This window comes from Leptolyngbya sp. FACHB-60, assembly GCF_014695775.1.
Taxonomy (GTDB): Bacteria; Cyanobacteriota; Cyanobacteriia; order Phormidesmidales; family Phormidesmidaceae; genus Nodosilinea.
This window is the reverse complement of record NZ_JACJOX010000020.1, coordinates 34,475-52,112: the sequence shown is the minus strand read 5'-3', so window position 1 is coordinate 52,112 and position 17,638 is coordinate 34,475. Positions and strand designations below refer to the sequence as shown.

Annotated in this window: 19 protein-coding genes; 10 read left to right on the top strand and 9 right to left on the bottom strand. The window is 56.3% G+C overall.

The features are described from left to right. Positions 1–59: 59 nt before the first annotated feature. Positions 60–785 carry a Bax inhibitor-1 family protein gene (locus tag H6F57_RS07165; RefSeq protein WP_190625594.1) on the bottom strand — a complete coding sequence of 242 codons (726 nt, stop codon included), beginning with the start codon at positions 783–785 and terminating at the stop codon, positions 60–62. 290 nt (positions 786–1,075) lie between these two features. On the opposite strand from H6F57_RS07165, the gene H6F57_RS07160 reads away from it, so the two are divergent. Next, positions 1,076–1,633: a hypothetical protein gene (locus H6F57_RS07160; protein WP_190625593.1), complete on the top strand. Its 558-nt coding sequence runs from the start codon at positions 1,076–1,078 to the stop codon at positions 1,631–1,633. 65 nt (positions 1,634–1,698) lie between these two features. Here H6F57_RS07160 and H6F57_RS07155 read toward each other — a convergent pair whose 3' ends face one another. Both H6F57_RS07155 and H6F57_RS07150 read right to left on the bottom strand, forming a co-directional pair. Continuing rightward, positions 1,699–3,288: a glucose-6-phosphate isomerase gene (locus tag H6F57_RS07155; RefSeq protein WP_190625592.1), complete on the bottom strand. Its 1,590-nt coding sequence runs from the start codon at positions 3,286–3,288 to the stop codon at positions 1,699–1,701. 145 nt (positions 3,289–3,433) lie between these two features. Next, the gene (locus tag H6F57_RS07150; protein WP_190625591.1) at positions 3,434–3,805 is read right to left on the bottom strand and encodes a cyclic nucleotide-binding domain-containing protein; all 372 of its coding nucleotides are present in this window, start codon (positions 3,803–3,805) and stop codon (positions 3,434–3,436) included. Positions 3,806–4,140: 335 nt separating this feature from the next. Here H6F57_RS07150 and mscL point away from each other — a divergent pair, with 335 nt between their 5' ends. Beyond that, a complete protein-coding gene (mscL, locus tag H6F57_RS07145) occupies positions 4,141–4,560 on the top strand; it encodes a large conductance mechanosensitive channel protein MscL (protein WP_190625719.1) in 420 nt (139 codons plus the stop codon). Between the two features lie 95 nt (positions 4,561–4,655). Then, a complete protein-coding gene (locus H6F57_RS07140) occupies positions 4,656–4,862 on the top strand; it encodes a DUF2949 domain-containing protein (protein ID WP_190625590.1) in 207 nt (68 codons plus the stop codon). A gap of 34 nt (positions 4,863–4,896) precedes the next feature. Here the strand turns inward: H6F57_RS07140 and H6F57_RS07135 are convergent, their stop codons facing one another. Then, positions 4,897–5,256: a single-stranded DNA-binding protein gene (locus H6F57_RS07135; protein WP_073610322.1), complete on the bottom strand. Its 360-nt coding sequence runs from the start codon at positions 5,254–5,256 to the stop codon at positions 4,897–4,899. A gap of 325 nt (positions 5,257–5,581) precedes the next feature. Between H6F57_RS07135 and H6F57_RS07130 the strand changes: the two genes are divergently transcribed. Genes H6F57_RS07130 through mreD form a run of 3 tightly spaced genes read left to right on the top strand, consistent with a single transcriptional unit; the run spans position 5,582 to position 8,040 of the window. Then, entirely contained in the window at positions 5,582–6,616 is a 1,035-nt protein-coding gene (locus H6F57_RS07130) for a rod shape-determining protein (RefSeq protein ID WP_190625589.1), read from the top strand. Positions 6,617–6,649: 33 nt separating this feature from the next. Beyond that, positions 6,650–7,474: a rod shape-determining protein MreC gene (gene mreC, locus H6F57_RS07125; protein WP_190625588.1), complete on the top strand. Its 825-nt coding sequence runs from the start codon at positions 6,650–6,652 to the stop codon at positions 7,472–7,474. Continuing rightward, positions 7,471–8,040: a rod shape-determining protein MreD gene (gene mreD / locus H6F57_RS07120; RefSeq protein ID WP_190625587.1), complete on the top strand. Its 570-nt coding sequence runs from the start codon at positions 7,471–7,473 to the stop codon at positions 8,038–8,040. Before mreC ends, mreD begins: the two co-directional genes overlap by 4 nt. Before the next feature lie 269 nt (positions 8,041–8,309). Here mreD and gatB read toward each other — a convergent pair whose 3' ends face one another. The 3 genes from gatB to H6F57_RS07105 all read right to left on the bottom strand — a co-directional run bounded on the left by gatB (position 8,310) and on the right by H6F57_RS07105 (position 11,890). Further along, positions 8,310–9,797 carry an Asp-tRNA(Asn)/Glu-tRNA(Gln) amidotransferase subunit GatB gene (gene gatB, locus H6F57_RS07115; RefSeq protein ID WP_190625586.1) on the bottom strand — a complete coding sequence of 496 codons (1,488 nt, stop codon included), beginning with the start codon at positions 9,795–9,797 and terminating at the stop codon, positions 8,310–8,312. Between the two features lie 154 nt (positions 9,798–9,951). Continuing rightward, a complete protein-coding gene (locus tag H6F57_RS07110; RefSeq protein WP_190625585.1) occupies positions 9,952–10,836 on the bottom strand; it encodes a 4-hydroxybenzoate solanesyltransferase in 885 nt (294 codons plus the stop codon). Between the two features lie 88 nt (positions 10,837–10,924). After that, a complete protein-coding gene (locus H6F57_RS07105; RefSeq protein WP_190625584.1) occupies positions 10,925–11,890 on the bottom strand; it encodes an RsmB/NOP family class I SAM-dependent RNA methyltransferase in 966 nt (321 codons plus the stop codon). 478 nt (positions 11,891–12,368) lie between these two features. Between H6F57_RS07105 and H6F57_RS07100 the strand changes: the two genes are divergently transcribed. The 4 genes from H6F57_RS07100 to H6F57_RS07085 all read left to right on the top strand — a co-directional run bounded on the left by H6F57_RS07100 (position 12,369) and on the right by H6F57_RS07085 (position 15,649). After that, on the top strand, positions 12,369–12,674 hold the full coding sequence (locus H6F57_RS07100) for a hypothetical protein (protein WP_190625732.1): 306 nt from the start codon (positions 12,369–12,371) through the stop codon (positions 12,672–12,674). Between the two features lie 157 nt (positions 12,675–12,831). After that, on the top strand, positions 12,832–13,794 hold the full coding sequence (locus tag H6F57_RS07095) for a putative 2-dehydropantoate 2-reductase (protein WP_190625583.1): 963 nt from the start codon (positions 12,832–12,834) through the stop codon (positions 13,792–13,794). Between the two features lie 68 nt (positions 13,795–13,862). Continuing rightward, entirely contained in the window at positions 13,863–14,750 is an 888-nt protein-coding gene (locus H6F57_RS07090; protein WP_242024797.1) for a methylated-DNA--[protein]-cysteine S-methyltransferase, read from the top strand. Next, positions 14,750–15,649, top strand: a complete 900-nt coding sequence (locus H6F57_RS07085) for a DMT family transporter (RefSeq protein WP_190625582.1) — start codon at positions 14,750–14,752, stop codon at positions 15,647–15,649. The genes H6F57_RS07090 and H6F57_RS07085 overlap by 1 nt, the downstream gene beginning before the upstream one ends. Positions 15,650–15,686: 37 nt before the next feature. Here the strand turns inward: H6F57_RS07085 and psb29 are convergent, their stop codons facing one another. Both psb29 and H6F57_RS27930 read right to left on the bottom strand, forming a co-directional pair. Further along, positions 15,687–16,439 (bottom strand): photosystem II biogenesis protein Psp29, encoded by a 753-nt coding sequence (gene psb29, locus H6F57_RS07080; protein WP_190625581.1) that lies wholly within the window; start codon positions 16,437–16,439, stop codon positions 15,687–15,689. An 88-nt stretch (positions 16,440–16,527) separates the two neighbouring features. Continuing rightward, a complete protein-coding gene (locus H6F57_RS27930) occupies positions 16,528–17,526 on the bottom strand; it encodes a glycosyltransferase (protein WP_190625580.1) in 999 nt (332 codons plus the stop codon). Positions 17,527–17,638 lie beyond the last annotated feature (112 nt).

The window sequence follows — 17,638 nt, the reverse complement described above, 5'->3', positions numbered from 1 at the left end:
GGAAACCGTTAGGCTCCGGGACTTCAGTTCAATAGAGGAGGTTAAACTCCGTCAACGTGCTAGTCGCGGTTGATAGCAATCAACAGACGCAGAATGAACACAAACAGGTTGATGTAGGTGAGGTACATCGACAGCGCCGCCGACAGATACTGCTCATCTTTGTAGGTGCGGGGCAGAATGAAGAAATCGACTACCGAAGCACCGCAGAACACCAGTACGCCAAAAGCAGAGATGGCAATGTCGAGGAACTGAGGAACGGGACCACCAAACATGGCGAAAATGAACTGACCCACTACCGCAATTAGGATCGCGACTACGCCGATGCCAATGGTGCGGGTCAGCGCAAAGCCGTCTTCTTCTGACAGGTTAGACCCAATTTGGCGAGCCGCAATGAAGACAATGCCACAGGATAGCGCCGCAAACCCAATTCCGGTGACGCCAACGCCAGCCGTGCCTAGGGCAACAGCTAGCAGGCCACTGAGGGTGTAGCCCGTCAGCAGGCTATAGGTAGCAAGCAGGGGTAGGGCAGTGCTGTTGTTGCCCTTAGAGGCGACGTTCATCGCCACAAAGAAAAGCACGATCTGAGCAACAAACGCCACCCAAAAGGTGGGCATAAAGATAGCCGATTCGCTGGCCATCACGCTCAGGCCGCCAAAGGAGCCTAGAGCGGTTAAAATTAGCCCGCCGCCTACATAGGGCAGGGCGTTCTTAATGACGTTGGGGCCGACTAGGGTTTGCCCCTTGGCCTTGCTAATCGCTTCACGAAAATTGCTGGTATTACTCAAAGCCCTATCCTCTACGACGAAATAGATTTGGCAAAATAGATTTAGGTGCCCGGTTAGGGCAATCGCACAAGCTGACTCAGACTTCAGAGCTAGCTTAGCCGCTAAGTTTGGGCAAACCGTTTTTCCTTATCTAAATCTTAGTCAACTTTACTGAATTGGGTAGGCAGCCCTGGGGTGTGGATATCTACCCGTTAGGTGGCCGCCGGTTGGCTAAGAGTCACAGACTTCTCTAGATTGAGAACGGGGGCAACTACCATCGGACTGGAGGCCGCGAGTCAAGGAGTGGTGGGATGGTGTTTGAGGCGGGTGAAAGTAAGTCTCCTAAAGGACTGGGGTCAAAAACCGTCCCTAGGGAATTAACACGGCGCTGGTGGCGGCTTCTCTGGGGTGTAGCTGTGGCGATCGCCCTACCCTGCGCACCGATCGCCCAAGCCCAAGAGGGCACCACCGCTGAGTCAGACCGCATTATTCGCTCGAACCGACGGGTGATTATTCGGCAGTTGCCAAACATTCTTCGCCAGCCATCGATCATTATTCTGCCCTATCCCCGCCCTGAGCCAGAGAGCGAGCAGGTGAGGATCGAGTTTGATGCCCGCGGTGATGACTGGGGGGCAGTTTACTTGAATAACCGCCTCGTATACCGTCCTCACAATTTCGATCGCCAGGAAACCCTCTACCTGCCCCCCGGTGGCTATCGCCTCGAAATTACTGGCGTGGTGCGCTCTGAGATATGGGCCAGCGGCTACCTCGACCTGGGCCGTGACAGCTCTCGGCTGGTGGTGATTCGCTTTTCTAAGACCGAAGGCATTACGGTATCGGGCGGCCCCTACGTGTGGATTCCGGACTAAACACTGAGGGCTAGCGGGGGTGATCGTTCACCTCTGCTAGCCCTCAGTTCTGCAAACCCTTAGATCTATCTCAACGCTGCGATCTTGATCGCTTCGGGATGACCGGGGTTGCCTTGGATGACCAAACTGCGCTGGTTGGTGTGGAGGTGACGGGCGATCGCATAGATCGTCTCCACTTGGTCAGCCGCTCCCGCTGCAGCAGCCAGTTCACTTAGGGTCAACGGCTCTGAGCTTTGAGCCAGGGCGTTGACGACGGCCTGTTGCAGGTCGAGCACCCCGGAAGCGGCCAGTTTGCCCGCCTCAACTCCCGGCTGGTGATAGGCGTTAATATTCACCAGCGACGCGTAAAAGCCCACCGCTCGCTCATACAACGCAATCATCGCCCCGATGGTGTGGGCATTGACCTCAGGAATGGTCAAGGTGATGGACTGCCGCTGGTTTTCGTAGAGGGCTTTGCGGGTGCCCTGCAAAAAGCCAAAGAGAAAATCGCCGCTGGTGGCACCAGGCTCCATCTCCACCGACTCGCCAGAGCGATCTTTCAGTACCTCAATGAAGGTGACGAAGAAGCTGGCTACGCCCTCGCGCAGCTGCTGCACGTAGGCATGCTGGTCGGTAGAGCCTTTGTTGCCATAGACGGCAATGCCCTGGTAGACCAGGTTGCCATCCAGGTCTTTTTCCTTGCCCAGCGACTCCATCACCAACTGTTGCAGATAGCGGCTAAACAGCAGCAGGCTGTCTTTATAAGGCAGCACCACCATGTCTTTCTCACCCTTGCCGTTGCCTGCGTAATACCAGGCCAGAGCGATTAGGGCAGCGGGGTTGCGGCGCAGATCGGGCACACGGGTGGCCGCATCCATCTCGCGCGCGCCGCCAAGAATGGAGCGAATGCTGATGTTTTGCAGAGCGGCGGGCAGCAGCCCCACCGCCGATAGCTCAGAGGTGCGGCCACCCACCCAGTCGCGCATCGGGAAAGTAGCCAACCAGCCTTCGCTGAGGGCCTGGTTTTCGAGCTTGCTGCCCCGCCCGGTAATGGCGACAGCCTGCTTGGGAAAGTTTAGCCCCCGCTGCTCAAACCGGGTGCGCACTTCGACCATGCCGTTGCGGGTTTCGGCGGTGCCCCCCGACTTAGAGGTAACGATCACCAGAGTGGTGGGCAGCTTGTCTTCCAGCCGGGCCAGGATGCGATCGATACCCTCGGGGTCAGTATTGTCGATGAAGTGAATCGCCAAGGGCGGAAAGTCAGGCCCTAGAGCCTGGGCCACAAACTGCGGCCCCAACGCCGACCCGCCAATGCCAATGGAGAGCACATCGGTAAAGTGCTCGTGACCAATCGGGGAAATGCCGCCAGTGCGCACCTGGCTGGCAAATTGCTCAATGCTGGTCAGGGTGTCGAGAATATCTTGCTTGAGCTCGGGGGTGGGGGCCAGGCCCGCATCGCGCAGCCAGTAGTGGCCTACCATGCGATCTTCGTCGGGGTTGGCGATCGCCCCAGCTTCTAGCGCGGCCATATCGGCAAAGGCTTTTGCAAAGCGGGGTTGCATATCGGCGATAAAAGCTTCGTCAAAGCCCATGCGACTGACATCTAGGTAAAAGCCCAGACCTTCGTGGTAGTAGAGCCAGTCTTTATAGCGTTGCCAAAGGGCGGCTGCGTCCATCCTGTCACTCCTCGGTCTAAACCGTATTCACTAACGTCCTGAGGTGCAGTTTAGGATAGGACGGCCACCGCCACAAAAAGGGTGGCTAAACATACAGCCCGGTCTTGGCAAGGCACCATGAAGGCGATCGCCCTATCCCTCACTCCTAAGCTACCGCCTTGGCCGCCCGCAGCCGGCTCGATAGGCTACGAATTACCTCTAGGGCAAACAGCGGCGTCTCTTGCACCAAAAACTTAAAGTGAGCCTCATCGACTAAAGCTAGGCGGCAATCGGTCTTTGCCACTGCCGTAGAGGCCCGCACATGGGGAATTTGCACCAATGCCCCTTCACCAAACACATCGCCAGCAGAAATAGTCTCGAACACACGGCCATTGACCCAAAGCTCGACCTCCCCCTGAATGACGCCGTACATACAATCTCCCAGAGCACCCACTGCAAAAATCGTATCCCCAGCCCCAAAGTCTTGATGGTTAGGGGTCGTCATCAACAACTCAACAACTTGAATCGGTTTCAGCATAAGTCCGCTTCGCTCGCGCAGGTCGCCGCAATTTAAAACCCCCTCGGCCAGAGCCTGACTAACACCACCTTACGCTATCTACCCTTAGCAAATCAGATCGGCCATTCAGAACCTCTACGGCCCTCTGAAAGAGCACTTGGCTCAAATTAATGGCGATGCCTTTACAAACAGAATTATCCATCGCGCCATCCTCAGCAGTCCAGCGAAACTAGAGCGACTATTAGGGCATCTAGATAGACCGTCCATGCTCCATAGCAGATATGTAGTTTCTTTTGGGGCGGTGTAATACTGTGTAGCTGTATTTGTTCTATGAGGACAACGCTATGGCAAATGGTATGGGCGGCCGACGCACCCGAGCACGCGCCTTCAGCATTTGGGACGATTTTAGGGCCTTTGCTCTAAAAGGGAACGTAGTCGATCTGGCCGTGGCGGTGATTATTGGCGGAGCCTTCGGTGCCGTCATCTCATCTTTAGTAGAAGATATCCTCATGCCTGCCCTTATCAATCCTCTCCTGGCGGGAGCTGGTACGAACTGGCGCGAGGCCGTCGTCGGCCCTGAGATTCGCCTAGGCAGCTTCATGGGCACTGTCATTGACTTTCTAATCATTGCCCTGGTGCTCTTCATCATCATCCGCATCTTTGAGCGCTTCAAACGGAAAGAGGCCGCTGTCGATCCTGAGCCAACTATCGAAGAAAAGCTCAATGACACCTTGACTCGCTTGGCCACCTATCTCGAAAGCCGCCCTGAACGGTAAAGTACGCCCCAAGAGCGGGATTTCTCAGGGCAGAGGCAGCATTCAGCCAGAGCCGCTATAGTAAGGGCTAACTACCAGCATCTGCCCTGATTGCCATGCCATCCCAACGCCAAAAACAGCTGATCGAGTTTCTGCAAACTGAACTAGCGGTGTCCTCTGAGGCGATCGCCATGGGGTTGCGCAAGGCAGGGCAAACCACAAACCTATTGCCCATGGCGCTGTGGCAATACGGTTTGGTCAGTACCGACCAGCTCAGCCAAATCTTTGACTGGCTTGAGGAAGTCGGCCCTGCTGCGTCGTAAGTTCTGAGTATTCACCTGAAATAGGGGTTACTCCCTAAAATTCATCGTCGCTGTAGTTCATCGACGACTCGTTATCCCGGCGAGAGCCCAGCAGGTCTAGTCGATCTACCCGCACCACAGGCTTTGACCTCGCCGCCCCGCTAGAGCGATCTTGCCAATGGTCTAGCTTCAGGGCACCGCTTATACCAATCAAACTGCCTTTGCGTACGTAGTTGGCTGCTACCTCGGCATTTTTACCCCACAGTTCGAGGTTAAACCAGTCGGGCTTATCGTCTCGGCTCGACCGTCGCCGCACCGCCAGGGTCAAGTTGCACACCACCGTACCCGACTCAAAATATTTCACCTCTGGGTCAGTGCCCACGCGGCCCACCAGAGTTACCACATTGATCGTCATCGCTGATTGCCAAACACTTGTTCCAGCATTGTAGGCGAAACCTCAAACATCCGTCAGGAACACTGCGGCGATCAAACCCGTCCTGGAAAAGGCCATGCATCTCTGTATATTGGTAAAGCCGCTCTTGAGCTTAGGGCTTACTACTCCAATCAGTTTGCAAGCTTTCGGAGATGTCCCGTGGCTTTTCCCCTACCGATAAATATTCCATTACTAGACGCACTGATACGAAACGTAATAGAATCCACTTCGATGTAAATGTCAGCCCCTAGGGGCGTGCCTTAGCATTAGTTCACTGTCTTTTCGTGATGTAGGGGCGTTATAGCCTGTGGGTTTCTTCGACAGATTTTCTCGCGATATGGGTATTGACCTCGGTACGGCCAATACTCTGGTGTACGTCTCCGGCAAGGGGGTCGTACTGCAAGAGCCCTCCGTAGTGGCCATGGATCAGGTCGAAAAGAAGCCCCTGGCGGTTGGGGAAGCAGCCAAGCGCATGCTGGGTCGTACCCCTGGCAACGTCGTGGCCCTGCGCCCGCTGAGAGACGGCGTCATCGCCGACTTCGACACCGCCGAGCTAATGCTTAAGCACTTTATTCGTCAGGTGCATGAGGGCCGCACCTTGGTATCGCCCCGCATCGTAATCGGCATTCCCAGCGGGGTCACGGGGGTTGAACGGCGCGCAGTTATGGATGCCGCTCAGCAGGCTGGGGCCCGCACCGTATACCTGATCGATGAGCCGGTGGCCGCCGCTATAGGGGCCGGCCTGCCTGTCGCCGAACCTACCGGCAACATGATTGTGGATATTGGTGGCGGCACCACGGAAGTAGCCGTGCTGAGCTTGCAGGGCACTGTGCTGAGCGAGTCGGTGCGCGTAGCCGGAGACGAACTTAGCGAAGCCATCTCCAGCTATATGAAGAAAGTGCACAACCTCGTGGTTGGGGAACGCACTGCCGAAGAAATCAAAATTACCATCGGGTCTGCCTACCCCAACCCCGATGACCACGAAATTGCCATGGATGTGCGGGGTCTGCACCTGCTGTCAGGCCTGCCTCGCACCGTGACGGTCAAGAGTGCTGAAATTCGCGAGAGCATGGCTGAGCCGCTTTCGGTCATCGTCGAAGCCGTCAAGCGCACCCTAGAGCGCACTCCGCCTGAACTAGCTGCTGACATCATCGATCGCGGCATTATGCTGGCCGGTGGTGGGGCATTGCTCAAGGGGCTAGACACCCTGATCAGCCATGAAACCGGCATCTTGGTGCATGTGGCGGCGGATCCTCTCAGCTGCGTGGTATTGGGTACCGGGCGAGTACTAGAGAACTTTAGCCAAATGGGCCGAGTTTTCAGCGGGCGATCGAGCCTGTAGGGCATCTCCAGAGTCGTCATCTACCCAGAACCTATGTTTGCCCTACGCCGCTGGTGGACACGTCATGCCCTTAAAGCGGGAATGGTTACCCTGGCCATTTCCTCCGCTTGGCTAATGCGAGCCAATGATGGTGCCGTCATTTACGAAACCTATCACTGGTTAACTCGGCCTTTACAGCCGGGCATGAGCCGCGAGCAGCAGTTCGAAAACAGCTACATCCTTGAGCTCCAGCAGCGCATCGTAGAGCTAGAGAACCAAAACCGCTCTCTGCAAACCCTCAATGATTACGAAGCCACTGCCCCCCTAGATGGAGTGCGGGCAACGGTGATCGGGCGCGGAGCCGACCACTGGTGGCAGCATATTGTTCTTAACCGGGGCAGCCGTGACGATGTGGCTGCTGGGCATGTGGTCACCGGCCCTGGCGGGCTGATCGGTCGGGTAGTAGCGATTTCCCCCAGCACTTCACGGGTGTTGTTAATTAGTGACCCCACCAGCCGGGTGGGAGCCAAGGTTAGCCGCAGTCGGGCTATGGGGGTCGTGAGAGGGCAATCGAACAACCGAGTGGTGATGGAGTTTTTTGAAAAACTCCCCGACGTTAAAGCCGGTGACGTGATTGTTACCTCCTCCTACAGCCGTTTGTTTCCCCAAGACATTCCCATTGGCCGTATCGAATCTATTGATTTAACCAAGAGCCCGGCTCCAGAAGCGGTGATTCAGCTATCGTCGCCCCTATCGATTTTGGAGTGGGCCATTGTTCACCCCTTTGAACCGCAGGAAACGGTAGATTTACCCGTGCTGCCGGGGGCAACGCCCGAAAATGGCGTTATTCCCGAAAGCGGCAACGGAGCCCAGCCATGACCTTAGGGGTGAGAGCATCATTGCCCCTCTGGCGTCAGCCTTGGGTGATCAACAGCCTAGTCACGGCAGCGTCGGTGCTGGTCTGCCTGCTGCTGCTACCCAGCCGCATACCGGGGATGGAACTGCTGGGGGTAGCCCCTCACTGGTTGCTAATCTGGGTTGTAGCCTGGAGCATTAGGCGCACTCAGTGGGAGGCCGCCCTAGCTGGGCTGGTGCTGGGCCTGCTGCAGGACGCTATGACTTCTCCCAACCCAACCCATACGCTAAGCTTGATCGTGGTTGGGGTGCTAACGGCGCGGCTGCAAAAGCAGCGTTACCTCCAGGAAGACATTGTCTCGGTGGCGCTGATTGTGTTTGCGATGGCGGTCATTGCAGAAACAGTACTGGCGCTACAAATTAGTTTTGACCAGCTTTTGTCGGCCAATTCGCTTTACCCGCCCCTGGGCAGAATCTGGATCTATCACCAGCGGATAGCGCTGAGTTCCGCGATTTTGAGCAGTCTGTGGGCTCCAGCGCTGTACTACCCGCTGAATCGCTGGTGGGATCGCTACGCCGCTGAGTCTTAGGGTAGAAGGGTGACTGTGGGCGATCGCATTTCTGAGCACCCCATCCTGTTCAATGCTGAGGATGGGCCCAAATTAGCTTGCCCATCGAACTCAGCGCAGACAAGTTCCTACATATGGCTGTAGCGGCAGCTACGCAAAAAATAGGCAAAAAAAAGGAGAGCTCAAACGGCTCTCCCTACCATCAGGGTGCATCTACATACCATGTTAACCCAAAAGTTGCATGGGGGGTAAGACCCCTTATTGAATTTAATCAATGATTTTGGAAAACTTCATTGGTTAAGTTTTTGGCTGAGCAGCTGATTGCTCAGCTTTGGATCTACTCTGCCGCCGCTGCGCTTCATGAGCTGACCAACAAAAAAGCCCTGGAGCTTTTTCTTGCCGCCACGATAGGCCTCTAGCTCTTCGGGATGGGCGGCCAGCACCTCGTCAATCATCGCCTCGATCTGCGCAGGGTCAGAAATTTGACTTAGCCCCCGCGCTTCCACCAGAGCCTTGGGGGAGCCACCCTGAGTGAGCAGCTCGGGTAGCAGATCTTTGCCGATTTTGTTGCTGATGGTGCCTGCGGCAATCAGCTGCACTAGCTCGGCTAGGGCGACAGGGGTGAGGGGCAGCGCATCAATCGATACTCTCTCCGTGTTGAGATAGGCGGCAATGTCTTGGGTGATCCAGTTAGCGGTGAGTTTGGGGTCAGCACCAGCCGCCATGGCCGCTTCAAAATATTCCGTGATGGCGCGCTCGTCGCTCAGCACCCGGGCATCGTAGGGAGAGAGGCCAAACTCAGTCTCGTAGCGATCGCGCTTTTGGGCAGGCAGCTCGGGCAGTTCGGCCAGCCAGCCCTCTTTTTGCTCTGCCGACACCACAATGGGCGGTAGGTCGGGTTCAGGAAAGTAGCGGTAGTCGCTGGAGCCTTCCTTAGAACGCATACTCTGGGTGCGCTGGCTGCTTTCATCCCACAGGCGGGTTTCTTGAATGATTTTCTCGCCGGTTTGGTTGGCTTTGATTTGCCGATCGATTTCGTACTCGATCGCCTTTTGAATGGCGCTAAAGGAGTTCATGTTTTTGATCTCCACCTTGGTGCCAAACTCCTCTTGGCCCACCGGGCGCACGGAGATGTTGACGTCGCAGCGCAGAGAGCCCTCCTGCATGTTGCCGTCGCTAATGCCCAGGTAGCGCACGATGCGGCGCAGCTCTTGGGCGTATTCGGCAGCCTCTTGGCCGGTGCGAATATCGGGTTCGGAAACAATCTCGATCAGGGGGACGCCGGCTCGGTTGTAATCAACCAGAGAGTAGGTGGAGCCAGCAAGGCGATCGCTGCCCGCATGCACCAGTTTGCCCGCATCTTCTTCCATGTGCAAGCGAGTAATGCCGATCCGCTTGCGGGTAGCTTCTTTAGTCTTTTTGTCAATCAGCTCAATTTCGAGCCAGCCGTGCTCGGCGATGGGCAGGTCAAACTGAGAAATTTGATAGTTCTTGGGCAGGTCGGGGTAGAAGTACTGCTTGCGATCGAACTTAGAGTAGGGCGCAATCTCACAATTTAGGGCTAACCCGGCCTTGACGGCATACTCCAGCACGCGCTGATTGAGCACCGGCAGCACCCCCGGCATGCCCACCACAATGGGGTCGATGTAGGTGTTAGGGTCGGCCCCAAAGGCCGTAGAGGCTGGGGAGAAAATTTTGGTTTCAGTGCACAGCTGACAATGGGTTTCGAGACCAATGATGGCTTCGTACTGAGTTTTGGCAGGGGCCGCAGTGGTCATAAACCGCTCCAACGGGGAATTGCATGTTTAGAGTAACTATTGTAGCCCTGACCGGGTAGGTGGGAGGGGGTGGGGGAGATGAGGGGGTGAGGGAGTAGATGAGCGGAGGAGTGGAGGTAGGCGTGTTTGACGATCCAAATGGAATGGGTAGCGGCTACAGCAGAGAACCCAGGATCATGCCGATGAGAAGTACGAAGCCGAGTTGAACGTTCTGCCTAAAAATTTGCCCGTAGAGGGTGAGGGGTGGCTTGTAGAGGCTGAGCATGTAAGACTGGCGCGACCACACAAATAGCGCAGCGGCTAGCCCTAGCCAGTAGGGAAACGCGGGGAGCAGTAACAGGCCTAGCCAAATAAAAAGCAGCCACGCGCCCAAGAAGCAAAACCCAATGAACTGAGGTGTGTAGTCGTCGAAGAAAAGGGCAGCGGAGTTGACGCCCAGGCGGCGATCGTCGTCGCGATCAGGGATGGCGTAGACGGTATCGAAGCCCAGAGTCCACAGCACCACGGCTAGCCAGATAATCCACACGGGTAAGTCTAGATTGTTGGTGACTGCCGCCCAGGGAATCAGCACCGCAAACCCCCAGGCGAGAGACAGCACCAGTTGCGGCACCGGGAACACACGCTTTGCCAAAGGATAGAACAGGATAAACGGTACGGCTAGCACGCACAGCCAAAAGCTCAGGGCATTGAGGTAGAGCGATAGGCCATAGGCGCAGAGGAGGGACACCAGCAGCACGCCAATGCCCACCTGCACGGACAGATCGCGGGCGGCTAGGGGGCGAGTGCGGGTGCGAGCCACGTGGGGGTCAATGTTGCGGTCCCACAGGTCGTTGACGACGCAGCCAGCAGCACTGGTGGCCAAGGTGCCCAGAATGATAACGCCAACCAAAGGCAAGGGGGGGCGACCCTCGGCAGCCAGCACCACCGACCACAGGGCTGGAACCATCAAAATCAGTCGCCCGGTAGGCTTATCCCAGCGCAGCAGGCGAATGATGGCATCTAGGGTGGAGGGTTCGGGACGGGCAGAAGGACTCGCCATAATCGCCAACGATCAGTGCATAGGTACATCTTCAGCATAGCGGCGGTTGAGCCTGGCCCAAAGCGCTGGCGGCAGGGCACCAGCACGGTTAAGGCGATCGCTCTACGCTGTAGATCTGCATACCCTTAGCGGTTAGAAAGTTTAGATTGATAGGCTCTGTTGAGGTCGCTCTGTTGCGCAGCAAGCTAGTGAAGCTGCCCGCACCCAGGCCCGACTGGGGCCAGAGGCGATAGCAGGGGAAGGCGGCCAGAGATGAGGCGTAGTCTGCCAAAACGGGGACGTCTACTGCCTCAAACTGAGGAAACTTTTTCATCAGCCACTCTACGACCTGTTCGTTTTCGTCGGGGGAGAAGGTGCAGGTCATATAGGCTAGGTAGCCGTCGCCAGCTACAGTTTGCGCTGCACTGGCTAGAATTCGCTTTTGGCGGCTGGCGTTTTTCTTGATGTTGACGGGGTGAAAACAGCCTAGGGCCTGATCGCCTTTGGCCAGCAGCGACTGACCGCTACATGGCGCATCGACCACCACCACTGAGGCAGCGTGGGGAAGCTGTTCGGCAAAGGTTTGAGGATCGAGGTTAAACACGAGCGAGTCTGTCAAGCCGCAGCGTTTGAGGTTAGAAATCAAGATTCTGACCCGCTTGCGGACGACTTCGTTGCACCAGAGATCAGTTGGCGTTAAAGCTTTCCAGGCCAGCAGGCTTTTGCCTCCGGGGGCGGCACAAAGATCGAGAACTGACTCTGTCGGGGTGGCGATGGCGCTAAACACCGCCGCCGAGAACACCGAGGCCATATCCAGGCAGTAGTAGGCTCCAGCCTGGTGGAGGGCGTGCTGACCGGGGCGTTGGTCACCGTCGAGGCGATCAACCCAGGTGGGCTGCCAGGATAGGGGTGGGGCGATCGCAAAAGGCACCACCGCTGGCCGGGGCTGCACCCACGCAATGGCGGCCAGAAACGGCTGAGGGTCAACTAGAGCCTCTACAAAGGCATCGCGATCGCGCTCCTCGGCAAATAGTCGACGGCTCAGTTTTAATAGCAGATTAGACGGTTGGGCCATAGGGCAGGATTATGCCACAGCCTGGGGTAAGGGCTGTAGATGCACAGCCCTAGCTCTGCATCTTCCCTAAAGCTATAGTCGTTGATTTAAACAGTTGTTAACTCAATTTATACCTAAAGAAAGACAACGCCTCGAAAGAATAATTTTAGGGCAATTAAATATCATGGATGCTGTCGTTATTGACTTAGTTTTTAGATAGGAGTTTAGCTCGCATTCTGAATTCTCTTGAATAGGTCAGTGATAATACCCCTGTTTAGGCTGATCCCCAACAAGTTTACGTTCGTTAAAGTTTTTAGAATCAGTTGTTTATAAAATTGTGACTATGCCTAAAGCAAATATAAAGAAAAAATGAAGAGCGTTTATCAATTTCAAGGGCTACAGCTTTTCAAAGGCTATGGTTTTGGGCCTTAAGGTAGACGATCTCCAATTTTTCGAGAGTGAAAATGTAAGGGTTATGTGCAGCTTTTAGGAAGCCACTATGAAGTCAGCGCAGTGCCGGGTGTCATTTTGTAGTCGCTGCCGTTTTTATACCCCGGAGGGCCGGCGAGGAGGACAGTGCAGTCAGCTCGGAGTGCCGGTAGAAAGCCGCTGGAAACCGTGCCCCCTGGCTGTGCCTGTGTTTACACCACCGCTGGTGCCAATGAAATCTTTAGACCGCTTGCCTCAGCCTTTAGAGTTGGGCTTTCCTACGGTTTCCCGAGAGGCAGCGCGTCTGGAGGCGGATTTAGAGGCTCCGGCCGTCATTGGGCATTTAGAAGACGCTATTCAACCTATCCCCGCCTAAGCCTGGTGTTGGAGAAGCCAAAGATTGGCTCTAGAATCTAGGGAGTGTGGGCTATTTCATCCATTTTTATGCACAATCGAAACCTCTGGGTAACTAGATCGAATGCGGCGGCCCTAGGGTTGGCACGGGCTAGTTATCAACCGGCTGCGATTGCCTAATGTCGCTGCGTTACGGCGTTGTTGGCACTGGGGCAGTGGGCGGATACTACGGATCCCGCCTACAGCAAGGGGGCGCTGAGGTGCACTTTTTGTTGCACCGCGACTATGACCATGTGCTCAAGTCGGGCCTAGCGGTAGAATCTATCGCGGGAGATTTTGCCCTACTCCAGGTGCACGCCCATCGCACCACCGCTACTATGCCCACCGTTGATGTGGTAGTGATCGGGCTCAAGACAACGCAAAATGCTCTGCTGCCAGAACTGTTGCCGCCTCTTTTGGGGCCAAAAACGGCGATTTTAACGCTACAAAACGGCTTTGGCATTGAGGCTGAACTGGCGGCTTGGGTCGGCGATCGCCCCATCTCGGGCGGGCTGTGCATTATTTGCGCCAACAAAGTCGGCCCTGGAGCCATTCGCCATCTCGACTACGGCAACCTGCTACTGTGGCAGCATCGCTCCGATCACCAGCCCGCTGGCATTTCGCCTTTGCTAGAGCAAGTTGTGCAGGACTTTGCGGCGGCGCAGGTCACCGTGGACAAGGTTGAGGACCTGCGTCTGGCCCGGTGGCGCAAGCTGCTCTGGAATATTCCCTTTAATGGGCTGTCAGTGGTGATGGATGCTACGACTGACGAGATGATGGCCGACCCCAACATTCGCCAGCTGGCAGAGTGGCTCATGGAAGACGTTTTAGCGGCAGCTCAGCACGATGGAGATGCCCTTTCTCCGGGTCAAAATCGGCATTTGCCGCAGGCATTGGTTGCCCAAATGCTGGCGCACACCGAACACATGACTCCCTACCGCACCAGCATGAAGATCGATTTTGACGAGGGCCGCCCCCTAGAAATAGAAGCCATCTATGGCAATGCATTACGGGCTGCCCAGGCGGCGGGGGCAAGGGTGCCAAGGATTGAGATGCTGTATCACTTGTTAAAGGCGATCGATCGGCGGCGGACGAAGGGGTAAGCGGGTGAGGCCGCAAGAAACGGGTGGTATGGGTTGAGGGCGATCGCTAGATTGGGGATTGTAGTTGAATGGCTGCCAAACCTATGAACCCTCTGGTGGAAACTGCGACCTACGACGATGAGACCTACAAACAGATCGCTGCGGCGATCGCATTTCTGCACCAACACCATCTCGACCAGCCCGATTTAGCTACCGTAGCCCGCCACGTACACCTCAGCGAATACTACTTCCAGCGTCTATTCACCCAGTGGGCGGGCATTAGCCCCAAACGGTTTTTGCAAAACCTGACGGTAGACTACGCCAAGGCCAAAATTGCTGAAACCAAAAGCCTCCTAGATTTGGCTGGAGATGTGGGCCTATCGAGTCCGGGCCGTTTGCACGATCTGTTTGTCACCCTAGAGGCGATGTCACCGGGCGAGTTTAAGTCTGGGGGCGCAGGCTTAAAAATTGGCTACGGCATTCACGCGACCCCGTTTGGGCCTTGCTTGCTAGCCAAGACTGCGAGGGGCATCTGCAATCTGCACTTTTTAGAGACGCCTGATCGGGCGACGGCAGAGCATCTGCTGTGGGCGGAGTGGCCTGGGGCAACCCTGGTGGCCGACCAGCCAGGAACGGCGGAAGAGTGTTACCGCATCTTCACCCCAGATCCCGATCGCCCCTTGACGCTGGCAGTCAAAGGCACCAATTTTCAGATTCAGGTGTGGCGGGCGCTTTTGCAGATTCCTCCAGGTGGGCTAACGACGTACCAGGGCTTGGCAGAGGCGATCGGTCGGCCTACAGCGGCGCGAGCGGTGGGCAATGCCATTGGGCGGAACCCGGTAGGGTATCTGATTCCCTGCCATCGGGTGATTCGAGCCTCGGGTGAGGGGGGTGGCTACCGCTGGGGGCCAGCGCGTAAAACCCTGCTGCTAGGCTGGGAAGCGGGCCAGACCCAGGCCCTCGCCCAGGAGGCGTGATGCGAAAAATCGATATTGCCGAGCTTTTGCTGCTGGCAGCACTGTGGGGCGGCTCGTTTCTGTTTATGCGGGTGGCGGTTCCGGTGCTGGGTCCGCTGTGGCTGATTGAGATTCGCGTGGTGTTAGCCGGTTGTGCCCTGCTGCCGGTAGTCTCGCGCCTCAATCTGTGGTCAGAACTGCGCCAACACTGGCGAGCCCTTTTGGTGGTAGGCAGCATTAATTCTGCAATCCCCTTTGTGCTGCTGGCCTTTGCTTCCCTGTCGCTACCGGCTGGGTTGACCTCTATTTTGAACAGCACAGCGCCGTTGTTTGGCACGGTGGTGGCCGCTGTCTGGCTTCGAGAAACCGTTACCCTCACCCGGTGGATTGGCTTTGGGCTGGGCTTTGTTGGGGTGGTGATTTTGGTGGGTTGGCAGCCGATTACGGCGACGCCAGGGTTGGGCTGGGCAGTGGCGGCGGGGCTAGTTGCTGCTTTTATATATGCGATCGCAGCTCCCTATATTCGGCAAAATTTGGCTGGGGCCTCGCCCTGGACCATCACCGCAGGTAGTCTATGGGGGGCTGCCCTAGTTTTGCTACCGGCCCTACCCTTTACCGTGCCTCAACAAATGCCTACGCCAACCGTTGTCGCTGTGGTGGTGGCTCTGGCGCTACTCTCTACAGCCTGCGCCTACCTACTCTACTTTCGGCTAATTCAAAACGTCGGCCCGACCAAGGCACTGACGGTGGGTTATCTAATTCCCATGTTTGCCGTGCTGTGGGGTGCCGTGCTGTTGGCAGAGCCCGTCACCCCATCGATGGCGATAGGAGGCAGCTTGATTTTGCTGGGCACCGCGATCGCTAACGATCTGTTCAACCCCGACCGCAAAAAAGCCCAGACTCCACCAAGGGAAGTCTAGGCTTGAGGCTCTAGGCTAAGCTTTTTTGCGCAGTGGCCTACTCGGCTGTTTCTCCCGATTGGCCTGCGTCGGGGACAGTAGCTACGGGTTCGACGATGGCTTCAGCCTCGGCTTCGGCAGCTTTTTTGCGGTCTTCGCGCTTTTTGCGATCGGCGGCCAGCATGTCTTTCATCACTTCCTGGGCCTGGGCAAATTTCTCCATGTTGCTGCGGTAGAGTTCGACGTCTTTTAGCAGCTTGTCGTTGGAGATATTGAGCTTGCCCGCCAGGTCTTTAAACAGGGTTTCGACGGCTGCTTTATCTTTGAGGTCTTCGGCGGGGGTCACGGCTTCTACCAAGGTGTAGAGGCCAATGCCAAAGGGGCGGCTGTACTTGAATTTTTCTCGGTTAGCGACCGATGCCAGGGTGCTGCGCAGGCCATCGCCGCCGTCGCCGAGGTGCTCAAACTGCCCCTTCAAGTCGTCTAAGGACATGCCGTTGACGGAGGACCTTACGGCCTCAGCCTCGCCGCGATAGTGCTCGGGGGTGCTATGGATCGAGCGGCACAGGGCATTGAAAATGGTAACTTTGTCGCTCTCGGGCTCGTAGCCCACCATGAAGCGATCGAAGGTAGTGACAATGCCTAGGGCGTAGATGGGGTCGTAGGCAAAGTCGACATTGACGGAGAGCAGGTGCATCTCTACCATCAACTCGTCTACCACGCGCCGGTAGATGGAGTTGATGGGGCGAGTGTGGTGGGTATAAAAGTCGCGCTTGGCGTCAGATACCGTGCGTACGGGTGCGTTGTTCACAGCCTAGGGTTCATAAATATTACAGTTCTTATATTCTATTGTCTCGCGGGACTGTGCCTTTGCCAACCTACCCAGCCAAAGCTGGGGATCAACGGCCTTTGAGCTTTTTGCGAACTTTGGCGGTGGTGCGCTGGAACCAGAGGCGGGCCAGGCGGGGTTTGGTGAGGTCGGCAATGTCCCCAGAGTGCTTGGCTCGATAGTCGAAGAAGTGGTTGATTTCGGCCAGAATCACCTCTAGCCGGGGCAGCAGAGCCGGAGCGCGGTAGGGTTCTAAATCTGCGGGGGTCATGGCCAGGGGTGTGGGCGTTTGCAGGGCGGTGAGGATGCGATCGCAGTCGTACCCCACCGAGTACACCCCAATCTTGTAACAGTTGAATCCCGGATCTAGGTAATCCGCCAACGCCCCGTTGACGCTGGTAAACACCTGGCAACCGCAGGCCATAGCCTCCATGGGGGGCAGGCCAAAGCCCTCACTCACCCGGCTCAGCGCCCAATATTCTGCCGAGTCGTAGAGAAAGATTTTGCTGCGGTTAAACAGAATCGAGAGATCGTCGACAAACCCGGTCAGCGTTACCAGGTTGCAGCGAGACTCTAGCGCTGGAACCAGCTGATTTAGCAAGTAGTCTGACGACTTGCGCACCTGCACCAGCACGTCAATATCCCTGGGCTGCTGCTGGTTAGTGAACTCAGGCGAAATGTGGTTGGGCAGATAAAACACGAGCCCGTTGGGTCGCTTTTGTCCCCAATAGCCCATGGAGTTGCGGCTGACGGTAATGATGGGAATATCGCCCGGCAGACTAAACCCGTAGCCGCTGCTGTGGGCGTGGTACACCACTGGGTAGCCCCGTAGCCGCTTGACTAGCCGAGGGATGTGAAACCCCCAGCTAATCACAAAAATACTGTTGCCGAGGTTGGGCTGCTGGAGCAGATCATCCAAAAACAGCGTGTCGACCTCGCGCTGGTCGTAGGTGACCACCTCGGCGGAGCAAACCTGCTGAGCTAGCTTGAGGGTCTTGAGCTCGGCAAACAGCCCGCCGCAGTGGAAGCGCTTGCCGGTGCCGGGGACCAGAAAGTAGAGGTGGCGCATGGATGCTTTGCAAGTGGATTAGTCATCTTACAAGTGGATTAGTCAACTTTAAACAGGTTTTTGGCCAACTCATACCGCGCCTAAAATACAAACGTTTTTGGCTGTTGTTTCA

What these genes read in the sequence shown, in the direction of transcription:
- H6F57_RS07160 (WP_190625593.1), top strand. Translation starts at nt 1,076, where the DNA reads ATGGTGTTTGAGGCGGGTGAAAGTAAGTCTCCTAAAGGACTGGGGTCA.
- H6F57_RS07155 (WP_190625592.1), bottom strand. Translation starts at nt 3,288, where the DNA reads ATGGACGCAGCCGCCCTTTGGCAACGCTATAAAGACTGGCTCTACTAC.
- H6F57_RS07150 (WP_190625591.1), bottom strand. Translation starts at nt 3,805, where the DNA reads ATGCTGAAACCGATTCAAGTTGTTGAGTTGTTGATGACGACCCCTAAC.
- mscL (WP_190625719.1), top strand. Translation starts at nt 4,141, where the DNA reads ATGGGCGGCCGACGCACCCGAGCACGCGCCTTCAGCATTTGGGACGAT.
- H6F57_RS07140 (WP_190625590.1), top strand. Translation starts at nt 4,656, where the DNA reads ATGCCATCCCAACGCCAAAAACAGCTGATCGAGTTTCTGCAAACTGAA.
- H6F57_RS07135 (WP_073610322.1), bottom strand. Translation starts at nt 5,256, where the DNA reads ATGACGATCAATGTGGTAACTCTGGTGGGCCGCGTGGGCACTGACCCA.
- mreC (WP_190625588.1), top strand. Translation starts at nt 6,650, where the DNA reads ATGTTTGCCCTACGCCGCTGGTGGACACGTCATGCCCTTAAAGCGGGA.
- mreD (WP_190625587.1), top strand. Translation starts at nt 7,471, where the DNA reads ATGACCTTAGGGGTGAGAGCATCATTGCCCCTCTGGCGTCAGCCTTGG.
- gatB (WP_190625586.1), bottom strand. Translation starts at nt 9,797, where the DNA reads ATGACCACTGCGGCCCCTGCCAAAACTCAGTACGAAGCCATCATTGGT.
- H6F57_RS07110 (WP_190625585.1), bottom strand. Translation starts at nt 10,836, where the DNA reads ATGGCGAGTCCTTCTGCCCGTCCCGAACCCTCCACCCTAGATGCCATC.
- H6F57_RS07105 (WP_190625584.1), bottom strand. Translation starts at nt 11,890, where the DNA reads ATGGCCCAACCGTCTAATCTGCTATTAAAACTGAGCCGTCGACTATTT.
- H6F57_RS07100 (WP_190625732.1), top strand. Translation starts at nt 12,369, where the DNA reads ATGAAGTCAGCGCAGTGCCGGGTGTCATTTTGTAGTCGCTGCCGTTTT.
- H6F57_RS07095 (WP_190625583.1), top strand. Translation starts at nt 12,832, where the DNA reads ATGTCGCTGCGTTACGGCGTTGTTGGCACTGGGGCAGTGGGCGGATAC.
- H6F57_RS07090 (WP_242024797.1), top strand. Translation starts at nt 13,863, where the DNA reads ATGGCTGCCAAACCTATGAACCCTCTGGTGGAAACTGCGACCTACGAC.
- H6F57_RS07085 (WP_190625582.1), top strand. Translation starts at nt 14,750, where the DNA reads ATGCGAAAAATCGATATTGCCGAGCTTTTGCTGCTGGCAGCACTGTGG.
- H6F57_RS27930 (WP_190625580.1), bottom strand. Translation starts at nt 17,526, where the DNA reads ATGCGCCACCTCTACTTTCTGGTCCCCGGCACCGGCAAGCGCTTCCAC.